A 20,428-nucleotide genomic window follows, 5' to 3' on the forward strand; every position below is an offset into this window, starting at 1 on the left:
CACTCATTGGCTCAATATCCGGTTTGCACGGCAATGGCCAACAGCACCATCGCCAGCACCGCGTAGATCAGGAACAGCGGCAGGATGTAGCGCGCCCATTGGCCCCAGCCGACGTTGGCGGTGGCCAGCAGCACCAGCAGGCCGCTGGAGGTCGGGGTGATCATGTTGGTCAGGCCGTTGCCCATCAAAAAGGCAAACACCGTGGTTTGCGGGCTGACCCCGGACAACTGGCCCAGCGGCCCGAAGATCGGCATCGTCACCGCCGCCTGGCCTGAGGTGGACGGGATCAGCACGTCCAGCCCCAGTTGCGCGAAGAACATGCCGTAGGCCGAGACCACCGGCCCGTGGTCGCCCACCAGGTTGGCCAGGCTGTTGACGATGGTGTCCAGCACCTGGCCGGTGCTGAGGATGATTTCCACGGCGGTCGCCAGGCCGATCAATACGCCGGCGATCAGCACCTTTTTCATGCCATCGACAAACGCGCTGGCGGCAGTGCTGGCAGCCAGGCCGGCGATCACCGTAAAGGCCACGGTCAGCAGCAGGTAGAACGCCGACAGTTCATGGTATTTCCAGCCCCAGCGGTTCGAGGCATACACCAGAAAACCGATCCCGCCGCCCAGCACCAGCAGGTTCAGCAGGTGGCGAATCGGCAGGGGTTTGCTTTCAAAGGTGATCTGCGCGCTGGCATCAAAGCCGTGTTTGCGAATGCTCCACAGCACAAACGCGATACCCACCAGCAGGAAGGTGCAGTAAGCGGCGACGCGCATGCTCAAGCCGCTGAAGATCGGCAGGCCGACCATCGGCTGGGCCACGGACAACGCCACCGGGTTGGAGATGGACGCCAGGTAGCCGATCTTCACCGAGATGGTGACGATGGCCAGGCCAATCAGGTTCGACAGCCCCAGGCGGTTAGCCATGGCCACCATCAACGGCACGATCAGGATGAATTCCTTGGCCAGCCCCATGAAGGTGCTGCCGGCGGAAAATACCAGCATCAGGCTCGGCACCAGCACGTAGATATTGCCCCGCGTCAGGCCCAGCAGGCGCTCCAGCCCGGCGTCGATTACCCCGGCCTTGTTCAGCACGCCGAACATGCCGCCGATGAACAGCACCATGAAAATCAGCGCCGCACGCTTTTCGATGCCTTGGGGGATGGCCATGAAACCTTCCACCAACGACACCGGGCGCGCGGTTGTGTCGCCGGCCTTGCGCGGTTCCAGGGAGAACAGTTGGCTGAAGGAGTCCTGCTTTTCCAGCACCTGGTACGAGCCCGGCACCACCAGGCCATTGTGACGCTGGAATTTGCCGGCATTCACCGCATAGGTGAAGGCGACGGCGAGCAGGACGATACTCAGCAGAATGATCGCTGGGTTGATTTGCTTGCGTTGCACGGGTTTGTCTGCGGCCGCCTCGGTGGGCGGCGGGGTACGGAGGATCTGCGGTTCGGTCATGCTGGCGGCCCCGGCGCGACCCCGTCTGGGCGGGGTGAGTGCGCTGTTATTGTTGTGGTGGGCGGACACTAGGGCAAAGCGCGCAGGCCCACAACGTTATGCGTGGGGCGGGTTGGGGTATGCGTTTTACACACAGATTGCGCGCAACGACGAGCGGTTCGGCTGGGAGGCTGTGGTGTTGGCGCGGCTGTCATCGCCGGCAAACCGGCTCCTACAGTGGGGTGGCGAGGCAGCTTTTGAGGTGGTCGGCGAAGGCCGTTACCAACTGTGAGCGTGGCTCGTCGGCACGAAATGCCAGGCCAAATTCATAGGGCAACGCCGGGCGAAACGGCCGGCTGACAATCGGCAGATGCATGAAGTGGCTGGCCAGCAAACCGTTGACGATCGACACCCCTAGGCCTTCGGCGACAAAGCTGCAGGCGGCGCCCACCGAGTGCACCTCGACCCGCACCTGGGGCGTCAGGTTGGCGGCGCGGAACATCTGGTTCAACTCGGTACGCACCGCCCGTTGCCGGCCCAGCATCACCAGCGGCACGTTGCGCAGATGCTGCACCTCGATGAACTCTTGGCGACTCAACGGGTGATCGGCTGGCATCACGCACACACCTTCGGTGTGCAGCACCGGCTCGATATCGAAGTCGGGAATCTCGGTGGGCAGGCGCACAAAACCCAGGTCGGCGGAGCGGTCCAGCACGGCGCGTTCGATCATGTCGTAGGAGCCGGTCAGCAGTTCGACCACGGTGTCGTCATGGTCCTTGAGAAAGTCCGCGACAATCCGCGGCAACAATTGCTGGGTCATGCTGGTGGGGACGCCGACCTTGAGCAGGCTTTTGCGCGAGCGGCCGACGCGCATTTCGTCGGCCAGACGCTGGATACGCTGCATGCCGTCCACCAGGCCGGCGACCTCGGTGAGCAACTCCTCGGCCTCTGGCGTGGCCATCAGGCGGCCCTTTTTGCGCAGGAACAGGGCAAACCCCAGGGCGTCCTCCAACTGGCTCAACAGGCGGCTGACCGCAGACTGCGACAAGCCCATGCGCGTGGCCGCGCCGATGGTCGAGCCGGTGGACATGATCGCCTTGAAGGCTTCGAGTTGCTTGAGGTTCACCGTGGATTTCCTGTCGAAGGGCGGCTTTGCGCATAGCGTCATGCGCTTCTCGCATAACGTTGTGGGGCGTTCGGCAAGCCGTTAGTGTCCGCCCCAATGTGACCTGGCGTCCAGCCTGGCACACGGAGCAACTGCCCATAAAAATCGACAATACGGCATTGAGGAAACACTGATGCGTGAGCTTTTCACGAGAGGCGGCGTAGTTACCGCCGGCTTGCTGGCGAGTCTGTCGCCGGCGCTGATGGCCCAGGGGTTCTGGGAGGATTCCCAGGGCAAGCTGAGCCTGCGCAATTACTATTTCAACGACGGTTATCGCGACGGTGGCGAGGACCGCAAGGAGTGGGCGCAAGGCTTTCTGCTCAACCTGCAGTCGGGCTACACCGAAGGCACCGTGGGGTTTGGCCTGGATGCCCAGGGGCTGTCGGGGATCAAGCTCGACTCCAGCCGCACCCATGCGGGCACCGGTTTGTTGCCGGTCCATGATGATGGGCGCGCCGCCAATGAATTCTCCAGCCTCGGCGTGACCGCAAAAATGCGCATCGGCGCGGCCGTGGTGAAAACCGGCACCCTGTTGCCCAAGATCCCGGTGCTGGTGCACAACGATGGGCGCCTGCTGCCCCAGACATTTCGCGGCACCCAGGTCGAATACACGGGCATCCGCAACCTGTACCTGCACAGCGGGCACCTGGATCAATTCAAGCTGCGTAACTCCACCGACAGCGTGGATATTTATCCACAGGGCTACAGCGGCAAGAAGGGCAGCGACTTCGATTTCGCCGGCGCCACCTATGCCTTCACGCCTACGCTCAGTGGCACCTGGTACTACGGGGAAATGCGCGAATTCTATCGCCAGCAATTCCTCGGCCTGGTGCATAAGCAGCCGTTGGGCCCGGGCAGCCTGACCAGTGATTTGCGCTACTTCATCAGCAATGAAGCCGGCAAGGCGCGCAACGGCAAGGTCGACAGCGACATGTTCAGCGGCCTGTTCACCTATCGCCTGGGGCCGCAGGCACTGGGCGTGGGCTACCAGAAAGTCAGCGGCGATACCGCGCTGCCCTATGCCAGCGTGTCGACGGTGTACTCGTTCAGCAACGCTGGGGTCGGCAAGTTCATCCAGGCCGGTGAGCAAACCTGGATGCTGCGCTACGACTATGACTTCGCCGCCGTGCTGCCGGGCCTGAGCTTCATGACCCGTTACTACAAAGGCCAGAACGGCGACTTCAAGGGCCGCGAAGCGCGCGAGTGGGAGTCCGACACCCACCTGCGCTATGTGATCCAGGACAGCACCCTCAAAGGCCTGGGCGTGGAATTGCGCAAGGCCACCTACCGTTCCACCTATGCCAGTGACCGCGATAACTACCGGGTCTACCTGACGTACGATCTGGCGCTCTGGTAGGCCTTACTGTTCGACAAACGAGTAGGGCCGGCTGCCCACGGTGATCTGCTTGAGAGCGGTGACCGGAGTCGTCAGTTGCTCGATACGGTCCAGCAACGCCACATTGCCCGGCCTGGCATCGAGATAGGTGCGCAGTTGTGCCTCCGTCTGCAGGATCGGCAAGTTGCTCTGGGTGTAAAACACGCTGGCGCCGGCCACACGCTCGTTGGGCTGGTACAGCACCACCGTGTGGCCCTGGGCTTGTAATTCCTGGATTTGGCGGGTCAGCGGCACGAAGGATTCTCGCCGGTCGGCCTTGGGCGCATACCAGATAGCAGCGCCCAGGTAGCCGGCAATCACCACGGCAAATACGCCGGTGATCAAGCCACGGCGATAGGCGGGCACGCGGCCAAGCAGGACCGCGCCATATTCGGCCGCGAGGACCGCCGCCGCCGGGGTCAGGGCCATCAGATACACGATGCGTTTGCTGGAGGCGAAGGTCAGCAGGGTAAATTGCGCCACCAGCCACAGGCTGAAAAACAGCCGGTAGCGATTGCTCGCCAGACTTTTGCGAAAGTGCCACAGGCCCAGGTACACCAGGATATTCCACGGCAAAAAGGCTTCGGGCAGTTTGGCCAGGTAGTAGTAGATCGGCTCGTAATGCCCGGCTTCGACGAAGGAGCCGCTGAAACGTCCGACACTGTTGGTCCACAACACCTCACCGACTGCCTGCATCCCACCCCGTTGATACAGAAACCCCAGCCAGATCAACAACGGCACCAGCGCCAGTAGGGTGAACATGCCGGGCCGCAGCCATTGGCCGGGCCGCACGCGCTTGTCCAACAGGCTGGTGCAGGCCAGGTAGGCAAAAATCACAATGCCCGGCATCGCCAGGCCCAGCACGCCTTTGCTCAAGGTGGCGATGGCCATCCCCAAGGTAAACAGCAGCCATGTGCCGATATTGGCACCGGGCTGGGATTCCGCGCGGGTGGCCTGGTAGAACGCCAGCAGGGCCAGGGTCACGCCGAGGCTGAGCAGCGCATCCTCACCTACGCCGCGCACGTTGCTCCAGTAACTGGCCATGGTCGCCAGCACCAGCGCGGCGCCAAACGCCAGGGGCTTGGGCCGTCCGAAGCGGCGCAACATGCCGTACAGCAGCATCACACTGAACAACCCGGCAAACGCCGAGGCCAGTCGGACCGCGCCGGTGCTGGCGCCAAACAGGCGAATCGCCCCGGCATCCAGCCATAGGCTCAGGGGTGGTTTTTCCAGGAACGGCTCAGCGAACAGGCGCGGCACCACCCAGTCATTATCCAGGTGCATGGCCATGGCAATCCCGGCCACCCGGGCTTCGGTGGAGCCTTGCAACTCATGATTACCCAGGGCCACGAAGAACAGCAGACCGGCAAGCAGCAGCAACAGCGGGGCAGGGCGTGTCATGGGGTGGGTTACCGGATGCTAGAGGGGGTAGTGTTGGAGTATACGAAGGCAATCCTTAACAAATTGTGAACGCAGAGCCTGTTGTGGATTGGCCTGCCAAGTAGCCTTGAAGTGGTCGGTTCGCCGCCGCCAGGGAAACCTACCATTGCCAGGTCCCGATCCACACTGGAGCGGGCTTCCCGATAGGAGAACGCGATGAGTAACGATCCACAGGCAATCGTGGTGAGAGCCTTGCAACCCGAAGACTATGAGCAATGGCTGCAACTGTGGCTGGCCTACCAGGACTTTTATCAAGTCACCCTGGATGAGACCACTACCCGCACCGCCTTCAGTCGCTTGCTCGATGCCGATGAAGCCATGGCCTGCGCCGTGGCGGTACAGGGCGATGAGTTGGTCGGGCTGGTGCATGCGCTGTTGCATCGTTCGACCTGGGCGGTCGCTGATTTTTGCTACCTCGAAGACCTGTACGTGGCCCCCACCGTGCGCGGTGGCGGCACCGGCAAGCTGTTGATCGAATGGGTCCAGCGCTATGCGCAACACCACGGCTGCGCCCGGTTGTACTGGCATACCCAGCAGACCAATAAACGTGCGCAGAAACTCTACAACTGGATCGCAGAAGACTCGGGCTGCATCGAGTATCGGATGGCCCTGTAGCGCCCGCCCGCAACGCTCGCCGATATTGCTCGTGGACATATCGGCGGCTTCGCACAAAGATGCATGGTTTTTTAGCCCTTGGCCAAGTCAATGACCCACAACCTGGAACTGGACACGCTGAAGATCCGCCTGACGGACCCCAAGCTGGCCTCGCTGGATTTGCGGGTGCGGGTGCAACGGGTGCTGCGCCAGTTGATCCTCGAGGGCATCCTCGCGCCCGGCAGCCGCTTGCCCGCCACGCGCACGCTGTGCAAGTCACTGGGCATCTCCCGGGATACCGTGGAAATGGCCTACGTCCAACTGCAATTGGACGGTTACCTGTGTCGGCGCGAAGGCTCGGGCAGTTTTGTCTCCGAGAAAATCGGGCCGAGCCTGCTGGGGGCGCGCAAGCGCCAGCCGGTGGTGGCGAACCAGGCGGCGCTGAGTGCCAGGGGCGCGCAGATCCTCGCCAGCGGCGGCGTTACCGACCAGCAAGTGGTCAAGGCGTTTGCCACGGGGCTGCCGGAAACGCGCACCTTTCCCGTGGGCATCTGGGAGCGCCTGCACCGCCAGGCATTGAAGGATTATCGCCCGAACCTGCTGTTGCACGGCGACCCGCAAGGCGCCGAACCCCTGCGCCAGGCCATCGCCGACTACCTGAACCTGGAGCGCGGCGCGCGGGTTACACCGGATCAGGTGCTGGTGCTGTCGAGTACGCGCCAGGCCCTGTATTTGTGCGCGCAGGTGCTGGTGGATGAAGGCCAGCCGATCCTGATGGAAGACCCCGGCTACTTCGGCGCCCGCAAGGCGTTTGAAATGGCCCAGCTCAAGGTGGTACCGGTGGCGGTGGACGCCAAAGGCCTGTGTATCGACGCCTTGCGCGCCGACCGCAGTGGCGCCAATGCCGTGTATGTCACGCCGTCCCATCAATACCCCACTGGCGCCACCCTCGCGCTGGAACGGCGCCTGGACCTGATCGCCTGGGCCGAGCAGCGCCAAGGCTGGATCATCGAGGACGACTACGACAGCCAGTTTCACTACGAAGGCCTGCCGACCGCCTGTGTACAAGGCCTGGATAGTTACCAGCGCACGCTGTACCTCGGCACCTTCAGCAAATCCCTGTACCCCGGCTTGCGCATGGGCTTTATGGTGCTGCCCCGGGAGTTGGTCAAGCCCATGACTTACGCCCGCAGCATTCTCGACGGCCACACCCCGCAAATCGCCCAGTTGACCCTGGCGCGCTTTATGAGCGACGGGCATTTCGGCAGCCATATCCGCGCGATGCGCAAAGTCTACGGCGAGCGACGTGATGCCATGGCCGAGGCGGTCGGGCGCCACTTGAGCCATGTGGTCACCGCCAGCTTGCCGCCCGGGGGCTTGCAATTGCCTTGCGTGCTGCATGAGGGATGGTCGGAGCTGGAGACGATTCGCCAGGCGGCGCGGGTGGGTATCCAACTGCCTGGCCTCACGCGGCTCTACGCCCAGCCGCCGGCAAGGGGCGGATGGCTGCTGGGGTTCTCGGCGCTGACGCCCGGTGAAATCGACAGCGCCAGCCGGCAATTGGCCAAGGTACTCAAGGGTGGTCTGGTGCAAGGTCGGGAAGTGGACTGAACGGGCGGTCCGGTGCTTGTTAGCCTTTGCGGCCTCAACCAAAGGAATGCGCCATGAACCGACCCGCCTCACGCCTGCGTCTTGCCGACTACCTGTCACCGAGCATCAGTGCGCTGATTTCCGTCATCGTCAATTACGCCGGGACCTTTGTCCTGGTGTTCCAGGCCGCGCACCTGGCGCAACTGAGCGCGGCGCAAACCGCGTCCTGGGTCTGGTCGGTGAGTATTGGCGTGGGCGTGACCGGTGCGTGGTTGAGCTACCGCTACCGCGAGCCGATCATCACGGCGTGGTCGACGCCGGGGGTGGCCTTTCTGGCGACGGTCATGGCGTTTACGCCGTATGCCGAAGTGATCGGTGCCTATGTGATGTGCGCCATCGGTTTTATCGTGCTGGGCCTGAGCGGTGCGTTCGAGCGTTTGGTGCGGCTGATCCCCGGTGGCATTGCGGCGGGTTTGCTGGCGGGGATCCTCCTGCAATTTGGTGTGGCGGCGTTTGGCGGGGCCAACGCGGACCCGCTGCTGGTGATTGTCCTGGTGGTGTCCTACGCGGTGCTGCGCCGTTTCACTTCACGTTATGCGATGGTCGGAGTTCTGTTGATTGGCCTGGGGTTGCTGCTCGCCCAACAGCGGCTTGACCTGCACAGCCTGGAGCTGCAACTGGCCGCCCCGGTGTTTGAAATGCCGCACTTTTCCATCGCGGCGTTTTTTGGCGTGGCCTTGCCGCTGTTCGTGATTACCCTGACCGGGCAATACATCCCCGGCATGCTGGTGCTGCGCAACGACGGGTTCCAGACCAGCGCCAACCCGATCATCACTATCACCGGCCTGGGTTCTTTGCTGATGGCGCCGTTCGGCGCCCATGCATTCAACGTCGCAGCGATCACGGCGGCGATCTGCACCGGGCGCGATACCCATCAGGATCCGTCCAAACGCTACATCGCCGGGTTGGTGTGTGGGGCGCTGTACATCCTGGTCGGGGTGTTTGGCGTGACGTTGGCGACCTTGTTCATGGTCCTGCCGCGCGCGTTTATCACCACCTTGGCGGGCCTGGCGCTGCTCGGGGCCATCGGTTCAAGCCTGGCCAATGCCATGGCCGATACACGCACCCGGGAAACCGCGTTGATCACCTTTTTGGCGACGGCGGCCAATGTCACGCTGCTGGGGATTGGCGGCGCGTTCTGGGGGCTGGTGGCGGGGTTGTTGGTGCATGGGGTGATTCACGGTGGGCGCGGGGTTCAGACGCGCGCGGCGGGCTAAAGGAGTTCGGCGCGTTTCACCGCGATACCCAACGGGCCGCTGAGCTTTTCGACCCTGACCTTGCCACCCGCCCGAAGCGCATCCGGGTGGCAGATTCTTATACGTTTTTCGAGTTCTCGATCGTAGACCTTTAACCCGCTACAGCCCTTGCCGGCGGAGGTGTATTCGTAGCTGGCGATGTAGTCGCCCGGCCTTGTGCTTGAAAAAAACACAAGCAATGACAACACGAAAAATTCGGCCACGGCGATAACGGCGAGCAGCGAGATCGCTTCTTCCAACGAGTCCATTATTGTAAATCTGAGGCGCGGATTCCTGCGCCGTACCCCCAGCACAAATACCACGGCAGCCAATAGGGGCGATGTCACCAGGCAGATCATCACGCTCAACGTATTGAAGTACACGATGCGGTCGAGCCAGAACACCCATAACCCGATGGTTGCCACGAAAAGTACTACGCCCAGGCCGACGAGCAGGCGTGTAGAGGTCAGCGGTCTTCTCAATTCAAATGGCTTCCATGCAGTGAAGCAAAGGGGTAAACGCGACAGGCACTGTGTTTGGGTCGGATAAAACAGCAGGGAGTATAAACTTCTACTTGTCTCTAATGAGAAGTATTATCATACGCGCCTCCCGTCAGCTGCCAGTCCGGAAATCACCTCGATGGCCTCATCCTCTTCCTCCCACCGTGCTGTGGGTGAACTCTACGCCCAGCATCACGGCTGGGTGGTGCAGTTGCTGCGGCGCAAGCTGGGTGGGCAGGAGCAGGCACTGGACCTGGCTCAGGATACCTTCGTGCGCATCCTCAGCAGTGGGCCCTTGCCGCTGTTGCGTGAGCCGCGGGCTTATCTCACCACGGTCGCCAGCCGTCTGTGCGGCCAGTATTTTCGCCGCCAGGCCCTGGAGCGTGCGTACGAACAATCCCTGTTGATCCTCGAGCCGGAACACGCGCCGTCGCCGGAGACCCGCTTGTTGGTACTTGAAGCACTGGATGCGGTCGGGCAGGTGCTGGACGGGTTGGGGAGCAAGGTGCGGGAGATTTTCCTGCTGTCGCAGTTGGACGGCCTGACTTATCCACAGATCGCCGAGCAACTGGGCCTGACCGTGAATGTTGTGCAAAAGGCCATGCTCAAGGCCTATCGGCATTGTTACCTGGCGGTGTACCAGGCATGACGATGTTCCAGCCAACCGACGATCAATTGTTGGATGAATACGTGCTGGAACAGGCGCTGACGTGGATGGTCACCCTGCAATCGGGCGTCAGCGGCGCCGCCGAGCAACGCGCGTGTGCAGCCTGGCGCAATGCAAATCCCCAGCATGAACTGGCCTGGCAGCGCTTGACCGGCTTGAGCCGCGACCTGCGTAGCAGCACCGTTGCCCTGCCGGCGCCCGCCGCCCGCCAGTTGTTGCGGGCGCGCAGCCTGACCTCGCGGCGCACGCTGCTCAAGGGTTTCGCCGGCCTGGGGATGGCGGCGGCCATGGGCCTGGGTGTGCGCGAGCGCGTGGTGTTGCCGCAGTTGTTCAGTGACTACCGCACCACCACCGGCGAGCGGCGGCCCTTGCAGTTGGCCGGCGCTGGCGCGGTGCAACTGGACACCCAGACGGCGGTGGATGTGCGCGGCCCGCAATTGGCCCTGAACCAGGGGCGCTTGCTATTGGCGACGGCGGCGGACACCTTCGTCGGCGTCAAGACCGCCCATGGCTGGGTGCGGCCGGTGGCGCTGTCGCGGCTGATCATCAGCCAGGATCTGCCAGGCCAGCGCGGGACCCTGGTGCAAGTGCTCGCAGGCCATGTCTGGATCGAACCGCAGCAAGGTGGCCGGGTGTCGATCGGCGCCGGCCAGCAGTTGGCCTTCGACAGCCGCCAAAGCGGCCCGGCACAACCCCTTGCGCCCGCCGCCGATGCCTGGAGCCGTGGCTTGCTGATTGCCGAGCGCATGCCGCTGGCCCAGGTGGTCGATCAGCTCAACCGTTACCGGCGCGGGGTGTTGCGCTGTGACCCGGCGGTTGCCGGTCTGCAAGTTTCGGGTTCGTTCTCCCTCGACCGCCCGGATGCCAGCCTCGACCTGCTGGCCAAGGTGCTGCCGGTGCGCGTGCAGCGGGTCTTCGGCTACCTGGCGACGGTGGTGGAGGCCTAGGTAAAAAAAATTCCATGGGGCCGGCAGTATTTGCCATCTCGTGCATCAAGACAGGGAAGACGCTGAATAAGAGCGCCCCCAACCTTTCACCACAGGACAGTCTTTATGCACAGCCGCGTCACTCCGCTTGCCAGCGCCCTGCGCGCCATAATCGTTGGTTTAACCGTGGCCACGGCCAGCCACGGCGCCATGGCCGCCACTGCGCAACCGGCTACCGAACAGGCCCCGCGCCAGTCCTACGACATCGCTGCCGGCAGCCTGGACCGCGTGCTGGGTGCTTTCGGCAATCAGGCGGGCGTGATGATCGCCATCGATTCGGCGCTGGCCAAGGGTGTGCACAGCCAGGGCTTGCACGGCAGTTTTGCCCTGGCCGAGGGGCTTGAGCGCCTGCTGGCACCGCTGGGCCTGCAGGCCGAGTATGAGCAGGGCAGCTATCGCGTGGTGGCGCGGGCCGTCGCAGACGGGCAAGTGCAATTGCAGGCCACGCAGATCAGCGCCAACCAGTTGGGCTCGATCACCGAAGGCACTGGCTCCTACACCCCGGGCACGATTGCCACCGCCACGCGGATGGTGCTCACCCCACGGGAAACGCCGCAATCGATCTCGGTGGTCACGCGCCAGGTGATGGATGACTTCGGCCTCAATGCCATCGACGACGTGATGCGCCACACGCCCGGCATCACCGTGTCGACCTACGACACCGAGCGCACCAACTACTATTCCCGTGGTTTTTCCATCGTCAACTTCCAGTACGACGGCATCCCCACCCTGCGCGACGCCCAGTACTCGGCGGGGCAGACCCTGACCGACATGGCCCTGTATGACCGCGTCGAAGTGCTCAAGGGCGCCACCGGCCTGCTCACCGGCGCGGGCGGCCCGGGCGGTACCATCAACCTGATTCGCAAGAAGCCGACCTCGGAGTTCAAGAGCAGCATCGAACTGGGCGCCGGCTCCTGGGACAACTACCGCTCGCAGATCGACGTCAGCGGCCCGTTGACCGAAACCGGCAACGTGCGCGGCCGGGCGGTGGCGGCGTACCAGGATAAAAAATCGTTCCTCGACCACTATTCGCGCAAAACCGGCGTTTACTACGGCATCCTTGAATTCGACCTTGATCCCGACACCCTGCTGACCCTGGGCGCCGACTATCAGGACAGCGACCCGAAAGGCTCCAGCTGGACCGGTACGCGGACCATCTTCGACCCGGCCGGCAACAAACTGGACCTGCCGCGCTCGTTCAACAACGGGCCGAAGTGGAGCAGTTGGGAGCAGTACACCCGCACCCTGTTCGCCACCTTGGAACACACCTTCGACAATGGCTGGGTGACCAAGGGCCAGTACAACCATCAGATCAACGGCTACAACGCGCCCCTGGGCTACATCTCCCAGGACTCCCTGACCGCCAGCTCGATCTTTGCGCGTAAATACACCGGCGAGACCACCAGTGACAGCGTCGATGTGTACGCGTCCGGGCCGTTTGAGTTGTTTGGTCGTGAGCATCAACTGGTGGTGGGCCAGTCGTTGTCCATCTCCAAATGGAAGGGCAAGGACTACGGCAGCGCGACCTATTTCGACAACTCCTACGACTTCTACAAGTGGCACGGCGAAGCCATCGAGCCGCTGTGGAACCAACCGACCAGGATCAGCGACGAAACCACGCGCCAGACCGGCAGCTACATCACCGGGCGCTTCAGCCTGATGGAGGACCTGCACTTGCTGCTGGGCACGCGCATCGCCAACTACCAGGTCACGGGCACCAGCGACACCCGGGAAAGCGGCAAGGTCGTGCCCTATGCCGGCCTGACCTACGACCTCAACGACAACTTCACGGCCTACGCCAGCTACACCGAAATCTTCCAGCCACAAACCCAGTATCGCGACCGTACGCGCACCATGCTTGATCCCAACGAAGGCAAGAACTACGAACTGGGCCTCAAGAGTGAGTTCTTCGACGGGCGCCTGAACGCCAGCCTGGCTTACTTCGAGGTCCACGAAAAAAACCGCCCGGTTGCTGATACGGCCTACAACTCCCAGCCGGGCGTGGACTACTCCTACATCGGCACTAAAACCGAGACCAAGGGCTACGAAGCGGAAATCTCCGGTGAACTGAGCCCCGGCTGGCAGCTACAGGCCGGCTACACCCACAAGATCGCCCGCGATGCCGACAAGAAAAAGGTCGCCACCTGGGAGCCGGAAGATCAACTGAGTTTCTACACCAGCTACAAACTCCAGGGCCGCCTGGACAAACTCACCCTGGGCGGTGGCGCGCGTTGGCAGGCTGCCGGTTGGCAAAACGTCAACAACCCCGGCACGCGCCAGAGCGAAAAATTCACCCAGGACCCGTACTGGCTGGTGGACCTGATGGCCCGTTATCAACTGACGGAAAACCTGTCGGCCACGCTCAACGTCAACAACCTGTTCGACAAGGCGTACTACACCAACATCGGCTTCTACGACTCGGCGTATTACGGCGACCCGCGCAATGTGATGGTGACTACGCGCTGGGATTTCTAGGCCGCAAACGTCCCTGAAAACACCCATTCAACCGGCCCGGTAAGCAGCACCGGGCCGGTGCCACGCCATTGCACCGTGACGCTGCCCCCATCACATTCAACCTCAACGCAATCGTCCAGCAGCCCCCGACGTATCCCATTGATCGCCGCACCACACGAGCACGAGCCAGACCCCAACGGCACGCCACCACCGCGCTCCCAAATGCGCAGCCGGATATGCCGGCGGTTGATGACTTTGACGAAATGCACATTCGTGCGCGCGGGAAACAGCGGGTTGGTTTCAATCAACGAGCCGACGGCCGCGATGTCAATGTTCGCCAGATCATCGACAAAATAGGTGCAGTGCGGATTACCAATGCTGCATGCGGTGGGCTCTCCGGCCAGTGGCAGCCGTAGGCTATCCATGGCCGTGGCCAAGGGGATCTGCGACCAGTCGAGCAGCGGTTCGCCCATGCTCACGGTAATCGCGCCGCTGCTGGTTTGTTCGCAGGTAAGCAGGCCACGGTTGGTTCGCAGTATCACCGAGGTGCTGTTGGATTCGCGCATCAAGCGCTCGGCAACCCCTCGCGTGGCGCTGCCACAGGTATCCAGCGCAGAACCATCGGCATTCCAGAACTCCACCCGCGCCTGTGCATCGTCGCAATCGAGCATCACCGCCAGTTGGTTGAAGCCAACCCCACGGTGGCGATCCCCCATGCGCTTGGCCAGGGCGCTGGTGATAGGGTTGGTGGCGTTGCGTGCGTCGACAACGACAAAATCATCGCCATTGGCGTGCATCTTGTGAAAGTTCAGCGGCATGGCGAAGTCCTGAGGTCAGCGTGATTTGCGCGCGGGTAGAGGCGTCAATTGTCCGCTTGCTCGACCAGCCAGTCGATCAGCGCCTTGAGCCGTCTGGGCAGGGTTTCGTGGGCGGGGTGGACCAGGTAGTAACCGTAATTGACCGCCTCGCTGAACCCGCCGAACGGCAGTACCAACTCGCCATCCTGCACGCGCTTGCGCACCAGTTGCTCGCGGCCGATGGCGACGCCCGCGTGGTTGATTGCCGCGAGAGTGCTCAAGTCGGAGCGGTCAAAGGTCATGAAGCGGCTTGGCAATGGGCTGCTGTCGCCCACCGCATCCAGCCATAAACGCCATTCTGCATCGAATGAAATGTTGTCCCATGCCGCCACATCGTGCAGCACCGTGCACTGTGCCAAGCGTTCCGGGTGCCCCATCAGGCCATGGGCCTGGGCATATTGCGGGCTGCACACCGGGGCAATCCGCTCGGGCATCAGGCGCAGGCTTGCCAGGCCCGGATGCTCGCCGTTGGAGTAGCACAGCACCAGGTCGATGCGCCGGGTGCGATAGTCGATCGGTTCGTTGCCGACCCGCACATCCAGTTGAATCCCGGGATAGCGGGCGGTGAAATCGGCCAGCCTTGGCACCAGCCAGCATTGCGCGACGGAAGGCCTGGCGTAGAAGCACAGCTGGCCTTCGATCTGCGTATCGGAACGCTCCTGCACAGCCTCGGACAGGGTGTCCATGGTGTGCTGCATGACCTTGAAAATGCGCTCGCCGTCATCAGTCAGGTCGACCTTGCGCGGCAAGCGATGGAACAGCTTGAGCGACAGTTCTTCTTCCAGGCGCGCTATGCGGTGGCTGACCGCACTGGCGGTCAGGCACAGCTCGTCAGCGGCGCGGGCGAAGCTGAGGTGGCGGGCGGCGACCAGGAACGTATGCAGGTTGGACAGGTGGGCGCCGTTGAGCTTGGGCGCTTTGCTCAGGCCAAGTACTGCCATGTGGGTATCCCTCTTCGCGTCAACCGCCGGCGATCAGCGGTGGATTGTCGTTTGCAGAGCACGCCCCTTATCCAGATAAGTCGCGTACTCCTGCGCAGGTACCATGCTGCCGCCGGTACCCCAGATCAAGTGCGTGGCGTTGGCCAGTTGTGCGGCACCGACGCCAATGCGCTGCAAATACTGCGCGTCCTTGAGTACCCGCACAATGCCTGGCGCGCCGGCCAGGGCCGAAGGTTCGAGTTTTACCCCTTCAAGGTCGTGGGCGAGGAACATCAGGCGGTAGAGCTCTTCGTCGGTGACGGTGTAGTAGCCATCGATCAGGCGCTGCATCGCCTTGCCGACGAAGCCGGAGGGGCGGCCCACTGCCAGGCCGTCAGCCGCGGTGACGTTGTCGATGCCGAAGTCCTGCACGCTCACCTGGTCGTGCAGCCCGCTGTACACACCGAGCAGCATGCATGGGGAGTGGGTCGGCTCGGCAAACACACAATGCACCGCATCGCCAAACGCCAGCTTCAAGCCAAATGCCACGCCACCAGGGCCGCCGCCAACACCGCAGGGCAGATACACGAACAGCGGGTGCTCGGCGTCTACCCGCACCCCGGCCACTTCAAATTGCCGGGCCAGGCGCTCGGCGGCCACGGCATAGCCGAGGAACAGGTGGGGCGAGTTTTCATCATCGATGAAATAGCAGGCCGGATCGTTTTGCGCCTGCAGGCGGCCGTTTTCCACGGCAACGCTGTAGTCAGAGGCGTATTCCACCACCGTCACGCCGCTGGCGCGCAGTTTGTCCTTCTTCCATTGGCGGGCATCGGAGGACATATGCACCGTCGCCTGGAAACCCAGCTTGGCGCTGATGATGCCGATGGACAGGCCCAGGTTGCCGGTGGAGCCCACGGCGATTTTGTACTGGCTGAAAAACGCCAGTGCGCGCTCGCTGGCCAAGGCTGCGTAGTTGTCGTCGAGGGTGATCAGGCCTGCCTGCAGGGCCAGGTCTTCGGCGTGCTTGAGCACTTCATGGATACCGCCACGGGCCTTGATCGAGCCGGAGATCGGCAGGTCGCTGTCTTTTTTCAGCCACAGCGCGCCGCTGTCGGGGAGGGCGGCCTCGCTCAACAGCGCGTGCTGCATGGCCTTCAGCGGCTGGATCGCGGACTCGATGATGCCGCCCGCCGCCGCCGTCTCCGGGAACACCTTGGCGAGATAGGGCGCGAAGCGAAGCAGGCGCGCGCTGGCGTCTTGTACATCGTCCAGGGTCAGGCCGACATCCCCCAGCCCTACAGCGGCCGGGGCGATCGCGGGGTTGAACCAACTGACCGGCTCAAGCGCGACCAGTTGCTGGATAACGGGATGACTTGCATACCAGGCGTCTAAGGTTTTGCCTTGAATCATGGGAACTGCCTTTGGGGTGGGGTTCATCACACAAACCGGGAAAGAATCAGGGTAAAGACCAGGGCCGCTACCGAGGCGAGCACGGTGGCGCCGGTGAATTTCTTGAGGGCCTCGGAGAGGGAAATCCCCAGGTACTCTTTTACGACCCAGAACGCCGAGTCGGTCACGTGGGTCCAGCCGATGGCGCCGGCACCGATGGCGATCACCAGGATCTCGGGGCTGTATTGCGGGTTCTGTCCGAGGATCGGCAGCACCATGCCGGCGGTGCTGATCATGGCGACGGTGGCCGAGCCCACGGCGAAGTGCATCAGCCCGGCGATCAGCCACGCCAGGAGGATCGGGTTGATGTTGGACTGGCCCAGCACGTCCGCCAGGACTTTGCCGATGCCGCTGCCGACCAGCATGTCGTTGAACGCCCCACCTGCACCGATCACCAGCAGAATGCCGGCCAGTGGCGGGAAGCAGCGGTGGGTCAGGTCAAGCAGGTCGCCCATGCCCAGCCCACGGCGCAGGCCCAGGGACCAGTAGGCAAAGCAAATCGACAGTACGAGCGCAATCAGCGGGTTGCCTATAAAAGATACCCACTCAAACGCCATCGAGCCTTTGGCCAGCAAGGGGGTGGCCAGGGTTTTGCCCACCATCAGCGCCAAGGGCAACAGCACGGTGATCATCGCAATCGCGAAGCTGGGGGATTGGCTGTCGTCGATGTTCCCTTCGCCGCGCTCGGCCAGGAACTGCGCCTGGCCGGCCGGGGCCTGCCGCGCGCAGGTCAGCTTGACCCAGATCGGCCCGGCGATCACGGCAGTGGGCAACCCGACGATCAGCCCGTACAGAATCACCTTGCCGATATCGGCATTGAGCATGCCGGTAATGGCCGTGGCGGCAGGGTGCGGCGGCAGGATGCAGTGCACCACCATCAGCGAGGTCGCCAGCGGCACGCCCAGGTACAGCAGGTTGATCCGGGTCTGACGGGCAACCACATAAATCAGCGGGATCAGCAGCACAAATCCCACCTCGAAGAACACCGGAATCCCGGCAATAAAGCCCACCAGCATCATCGCCCACGCGGCGTTCTGCTCACCCAGCAGCCGCAGCAGCGTGGTCGCAATGCGCTTGGCGCCGCCAGACTCTTCCAGCAACTTGCCGAGAATACTGCCCAACCCAATGATGCCGGCGAGAAAGCCGAGCGTGCTGCCCATGCCCTTCTCAAATGCCGAGACAATCGCGGTGGGGGTCATTCCCGTGCCGACACCCACCAGCAGGCTGGCGGCGATCAGGGCGAGGAATGGATGGACGCGACATTTACCGATCAGCATGACGATCAACAGGATTGACGCGCCAAGGATCAATAGAGAAAAGGTAGGGGACATGGGTGGGTCTGCTCCATCGCAGTTATTGTTAGTTGTTTGCGATGGATTAGATTTCAGGCCTATGGCGGGGACAAACGATGATTCGTCAGGCGCTAGTTGAAGCCTGTTCACTTATGGCCAGGGGCTGGCGATTGCTCGACAATGCGCGGCGCCTGCGCAATCGTCAGGCCCTTACAGGAGTTCGAGCACTTGAAAGCATTACTGTTAACCGGATGTATTGCCCTGGCCCTGACGGGTTGCACCTTCACCGGCGTCAATGAAATCGCTCCCGGCCAATACATGATCACCAGCCACGGCAGCATCTTTAACTCCCGCGAAGGCTTGTTGGAAAACATCAACCAAAAGGCCGCCAAGGCCTGTGATGGCAAGCCATATCATCTGGAAGGTGATACCGGGGCCAATATGGTGGTTGCCACGCAGACGCATATTGGCAGCACGCCGACCACCGTCTTGGGGTTGAAGGCTGTTTGTGAAGAGGGCGGTCAGTAACCTGGCGGTGTACCGGGGATTACCCCGCGCAGCACCATTCGCGTAATAGTCGCGGCCGCGCACGCATAGTCGGCGTCGTCGGGTGTTGGCTTGCCGGTAATCAACGACATTTGCCAGCCGAGGTTGGTGTAGGTCCGCGTTGCCGACCAGATGAACAGCATCAAGTGTTCCGGATCAAAAGGGCCGAGCAGGCCACGGTCGATCCAGTTGCGCAGGCATTCGACATTACGCCGCACCTCGGCCTGGAGCAGGTCCCTGCATTCATCCGGGAGTTGCTTGCCTCCAAGCAGCAGTTCGTGGCTGAAGACCTTCGAGGTCAGCGGGTTTTGCTCAAGGATGCGAATCCTGGCATGGACATAGGCCTGTAGTGCCACCACCGGATCGTCGCTGGCGCGCAGTTCTGCAGACGCCTGGAGCAGGGGCTCTACAAAGCTGAGCAGCACCTGGGCGTACAGGTTTTCTTTACTGTGGAAGTAGTAATAGAGGTTTGCCTTAGGGACCCCGGCGCGTGCGGCGATGGTGCGGGTCTGGGTCGCGTCGAAGCCTGTGGCGGCGAATTCCTCGCAGGCAGCCTGCAGGATCACACGTTGATGATGCTCACGGGTGCGGCAACGCTCGGCACCGTCTTGCGCGCTAGAGGTGGTCATGATGAGGGCTCATGGCTGTATCATTGACGAATATCGCAATATACAAAACTACATAGCGAATAACCTGCGCTTTCTAACAGCGGCAGGTTTTATGAAGACTTACCCAAGGAAACCCCATGACACATGACATCGAGCAAGCGGTTCTGTTGTTTTCCTACGGCACCTTGCAGGACAAGGCCGTGCAGCTGTCCAATTTTGGCCGCGAATTGAAGGGCCGCCCCGATACGCTGCCCGGTTACACGCAACAACTGGTCGAAATCACCGACCCCGCGGTGTTGGCCGCTAGTGGGAAAACCCATCATCCCATCGTGCAGGAGAGCGCCAACCTGCAGGATGAAATCGCCGGCACTGTTTTCGAGATTACCCAGCAGGAACTGATTGCCGCCGATGCCTACGAGGTGGCGGACTACAAACGAGTCAGCGTGGCCCTCAAATCGGGCAGCCGGGCCTGGGTGTATGTACGGGCTTGAGCCTGCTGCGCGAATCGCTGTCGTTGTCTTTACACAGCGCTAAGCGTAATGATGGCTGGAATTCTTAACTGAAAAGTCAAAAAAGGCCTCTCTCATGAAAGTCAGTGCACGCAACGTATTCAACGGCCGTGTCAGCCAGGTCCAGGCAGGGGCCGTCAACGCCGAAGTGGTATTGACCCTACCGGGCGGCGAGCAACTGGTTGCCGTGGTGACCATGGAAAGCATCCGCAACCTCGGGATTGCGGTGGGTAAAGACGCAGTCGCCCTGATCAAGGCACCGTGGGTGATGCTGATGACCGAATCCAGCGACATTCGCCTGTCGGCGCGCAACTGCCTGGAAGGCAAGGTGTTGAGCGTCAACGATGGTGCGGTCAACGCTGAAGTAGTTATCGAGCTGGCAGGAGGGTCGAAGGTCTACTCCATCGTCACCCGCGATGCCGTTGCAGAGCTGGGGCTGGTGCCGGGCGTTGGTGCTACTGCGGTGATTAAGGCTTCGCATATTATTTTGGGGGTGCGGGGTTGAGGTTTTTTGGGGGGATGGGATTAATCGTGGGGTACAGGAAAGACGTCCTTGGACGTCTTTAGGCCGGGGGAAGCTGAAAAGCTTTCTCATCTTATTAATTTATATAAAGAATAATAATCTGTAGTGGTCAACTAATCCCGGACACGACGTTAAGTTTTTTCTCGGCCTGAGCCGGGGCCAGCCCATTATTGAACTGATGCGGTCTAATCCAGTTGTACCGATGCATCAGGTAATAGCTGATGTCGC

General features: G+C 62.1%; 19 protein-coding genes. 10 read left to right on the forward strand and 9 right to left on the reverse strand.

Going from position 1 to position 20,428, the window contains the following annotated elements:
- Nucleotides 1-11: 11 nt before the first annotated feature.
- Together HBO11_RS27300 and HBO11_RS27305 are read right to left on the reverse strand one after the other, a co-directional pair.
- Nucleotides 12-1,451: a Na+/H+ antiporter NhaC family protein gene (locus HBO11_RS27300; RefSeq protein WP_169955116.1), complete on the reverse strand. Its 1,440-nt coding sequence runs from the start codon at nt 1,449-1,451 to the stop codon at nt 12-14.
- Nucleotides 1,452-1,662: 211 nt separating this feature from the next.
- A complete protein-coding gene (locus tag HBO11_RS27305) occupies nt 1,663-2,556 on the reverse strand; it encodes a LysR family transcriptional regulator (protein WP_169955115.1) in 894 nt (297 codons plus the stop codon).
- Nucleotides 2,557-2,797: 241 nt separating this feature from the next.
- On the opposite strand from HBO11_RS27305, the gene HBO11_RS27310 reads away from it, so the two are divergent.
- Entirely contained in the window at nt 2,798-3,952 is a 1,155-nt protein-coding gene (locus tag HBO11_RS27310) for an OprD family porin (RefSeq protein ID WP_262381132.1), read from the forward strand.
- Nucleotides 3,953-3,955: 3 nt separating this feature from the next.
- On the opposite strand, the gene HBO11_RS27315 is transcribed toward HBO11_RS27310, so the two are convergent.
- Nucleotides 3,956-5,371 carry a glycosyltransferase family 39 protein gene (locus tag HBO11_RS27315; RefSeq protein ID WP_169955113.1) on the reverse strand — a complete coding sequence of 472 codons (1,416 nt, stop codon included), beginning with the start codon at nt 5,369-5,371 and terminating at the stop codon, nt 3,956-3,958.
- Nucleotides 5,372-5,566: 195 nt separating this feature from the next.
- Here HBO11_RS27315 and HBO11_RS27320 point away from each other — a divergent pair, with 195 nt between their 5' ends.
- The 3 genes from HBO11_RS27320 to HBO11_RS27330 all read left to right on the forward strand — a co-directional run bounded on the left by HBO11_RS27320 (nt 5,567) and on the right by HBO11_RS27330 (nt 8,871).
- Nucleotides 5,567-6,025 carry a GNAT family N-acetyltransferase gene (locus HBO11_RS27320; protein ID WP_169955112.1) on the forward strand — a complete coding sequence of 153 codons (459 nt, stop codon included), beginning with the start codon at nt 5,567-5,569 and terminating at the stop codon, nt 6,023-6,025.
- Between the two features lie 90 nt (nt 6,026-6,115).
- Nucleotides 6,116-7,615, forward strand: coding sequence for a PLP-dependent aminotransferase family protein (locus HBO11_RS27325; RefSeq protein WP_169955111.1), 1,500 nt, complete (start codon nt 6,116-6,118; stop codon nt 7,613-7,615).
- Nucleotides 7,616-7,668: 53 nt separating this feature from the next.
- On the forward strand, nt 7,669-8,871 hold the full coding sequence (locus HBO11_RS27330; protein WP_169955110.1) for a benzoate/H(+) symporter BenE family transporter: 1,203 nt from the start codon (nt 7,669-7,671) through the stop codon (nt 8,869-8,871).
- On the opposite strand, the gene HBO11_RS27335 is transcribed toward HBO11_RS27330, so the two are convergent.
- Complete coding sequence (locus tag HBO11_RS27335; RefSeq protein WP_169955109.1) at nt 8,868-9,371, reverse strand: hypothetical protein; 504 nt, start codon at nt 9,369-9,371, stop codon at nt 8,868-8,870. The genes HBO11_RS27330 and HBO11_RS27335 overlap by 4 nt on opposite strands.
- A gap of 157 nt (nt 9,372-9,528) precedes the next feature.
- Here HBO11_RS27335 and HBO11_RS27340 point away from each other — a divergent pair, with 157 nt between their 5' ends.
- From HBO11_RS27340 to HBO11_RS27350, 3 genes are all read left to right on the forward strand, one after another.
- Nucleotides 9,529-10,038, forward strand: coding sequence for a sigma-70 family RNA polymerase sigma factor (locus HBO11_RS27340; protein ID WP_057440199.1), 510 nt, complete (start codon nt 9,529-9,531; stop codon nt 10,036-10,038).
- A 2-nt stretch (nt 10,039-10,040) separates the two neighbouring features.
- Complete coding sequence (locus HBO11_RS27345; protein WP_346266883.1) at nt 10,041-11,003, forward strand: DUF4880 domain-containing protein; 963 nt, start codon at nt 10,041-10,043, stop codon at nt 11,001-11,003.
- Between the two features lie 105 nt (nt 11,004-11,108).
- A complete protein-coding gene (locus HBO11_RS27350; protein ID WP_169955107.1) occupies nt 11,109-13,517 on the forward strand; it encodes a TonB-dependent siderophore receptor in 2,409 nt (802 codons plus the stop codon).
- On the opposite strand, the gene dapF is transcribed toward HBO11_RS27350, so the two are convergent.
- The 4 genes from dapF to HBO11_RS27370 are packed head-to-tail and all read right to left on the reverse strand — an operon-like array spanning nt 13,514 to nt 18,053.
- Nucleotides 13,514-14,314, reverse strand: coding sequence for a diaminopimelate epimerase (dapF, locus tag HBO11_RS27355; protein ID WP_169955106.1), 801 nt, complete (start codon nt 14,312-14,314; stop codon nt 13,514-13,516). The genes HBO11_RS27350 and dapF overlap by 4 nt on opposite strands.
- A gap of 44 nt (nt 14,315-14,358) precedes the next feature.
- Nucleotides 14,359-15,294, reverse strand: a complete 936-nt coding sequence (gene dsdC / locus HBO11_RS27360; RefSeq protein ID WP_169955105.1) for a DNA-binding transcriptional regulator DsdC — start codon at nt 15,292-15,294, stop codon at nt 14,359-14,361.
- A gap of 33 nt (nt 15,295-15,327) precedes the next feature.
- Complete coding sequence (locus HBO11_RS27365) at nt 15,328-16,683, reverse strand: D-serine ammonia-lyase (protein WP_169955104.1); 1,356 nt, start codon at nt 16,681-16,683, stop codon at nt 15,328-15,330.
- A gap of 26 nt (nt 16,684-16,709) precedes the next feature.
- On the reverse strand, nt 16,710-18,053 hold the full coding sequence (locus HBO11_RS27370) for a gluconate:H+ symporter (RefSeq protein WP_169955103.1): 1,344 nt from the start codon (nt 18,051-18,053) through the stop codon (nt 16,710-16,712).
- A 189-nt stretch (nt 18,054-18,242) separates the two neighbouring features.
- Between HBO11_RS27370 and HBO11_RS27375 the strand changes: the two genes are divergently transcribed.
- On the forward strand, nt 18,243-18,542 hold the full coding sequence (locus tag HBO11_RS27375) for a hypothetical protein (protein WP_169955102.1): 300 nt from the start codon (nt 18,243-18,245) through the stop codon (nt 18,540-18,542).
- On the opposite strand, the gene HBO11_RS27380 is transcribed toward HBO11_RS27375, so the two are convergent.
- Nucleotides 18,536-19,189 (reverse strand): TetR/AcrR family transcriptional regulator, encoded by a 654-nt coding sequence (locus tag HBO11_RS27380; protein ID WP_169955101.1) that lies wholly within the window; start codon nt 19,187-19,189, stop codon nt 18,536-18,538. The two genes, HBO11_RS27375 and HBO11_RS27380, sit on opposite strands and share 7 nt — an antisense overlap.
- 116 nt (nt 19,190-19,305) lie before the next feature.
- Between HBO11_RS27380 and HBO11_RS27385 the strand changes: the two genes are divergently transcribed.
- Together HBO11_RS27385 and HBO11_RS27390 are read left to right on the forward strand one after the other, a co-directional pair.
- Nucleotides 19,306-19,659, forward strand: coding sequence for a gamma-glutamylcyclotransferase family protein (locus tag HBO11_RS27385; RefSeq protein ID WP_169955100.1), 354 nt, complete (start codon nt 19,306-19,308; stop codon nt 19,657-19,659).
- Nucleotides 19,660-19,753: 94 nt separating this feature from the next.
- A complete protein-coding gene (locus HBO11_RS27390) occupies nt 19,754-20,182 on the forward strand; it encodes a TOBE domain-containing protein (protein WP_169955099.1) in 429 nt (142 codons plus the stop codon).
- Nucleotides 20,183-20,428 lie beyond the last annotated feature (246 nt).

Origin of the sequence: Pseudomonas sp. WS 5010 (assembly GCF_012985565.1) — a bacterium.
In the GTDB taxonomy this organism is placed as follows: Bacteria; Pseudomonadota; Gammaproteobacteria; order Pseudomonadales; family Pseudomonadaceae; genus Aquipseudomonas.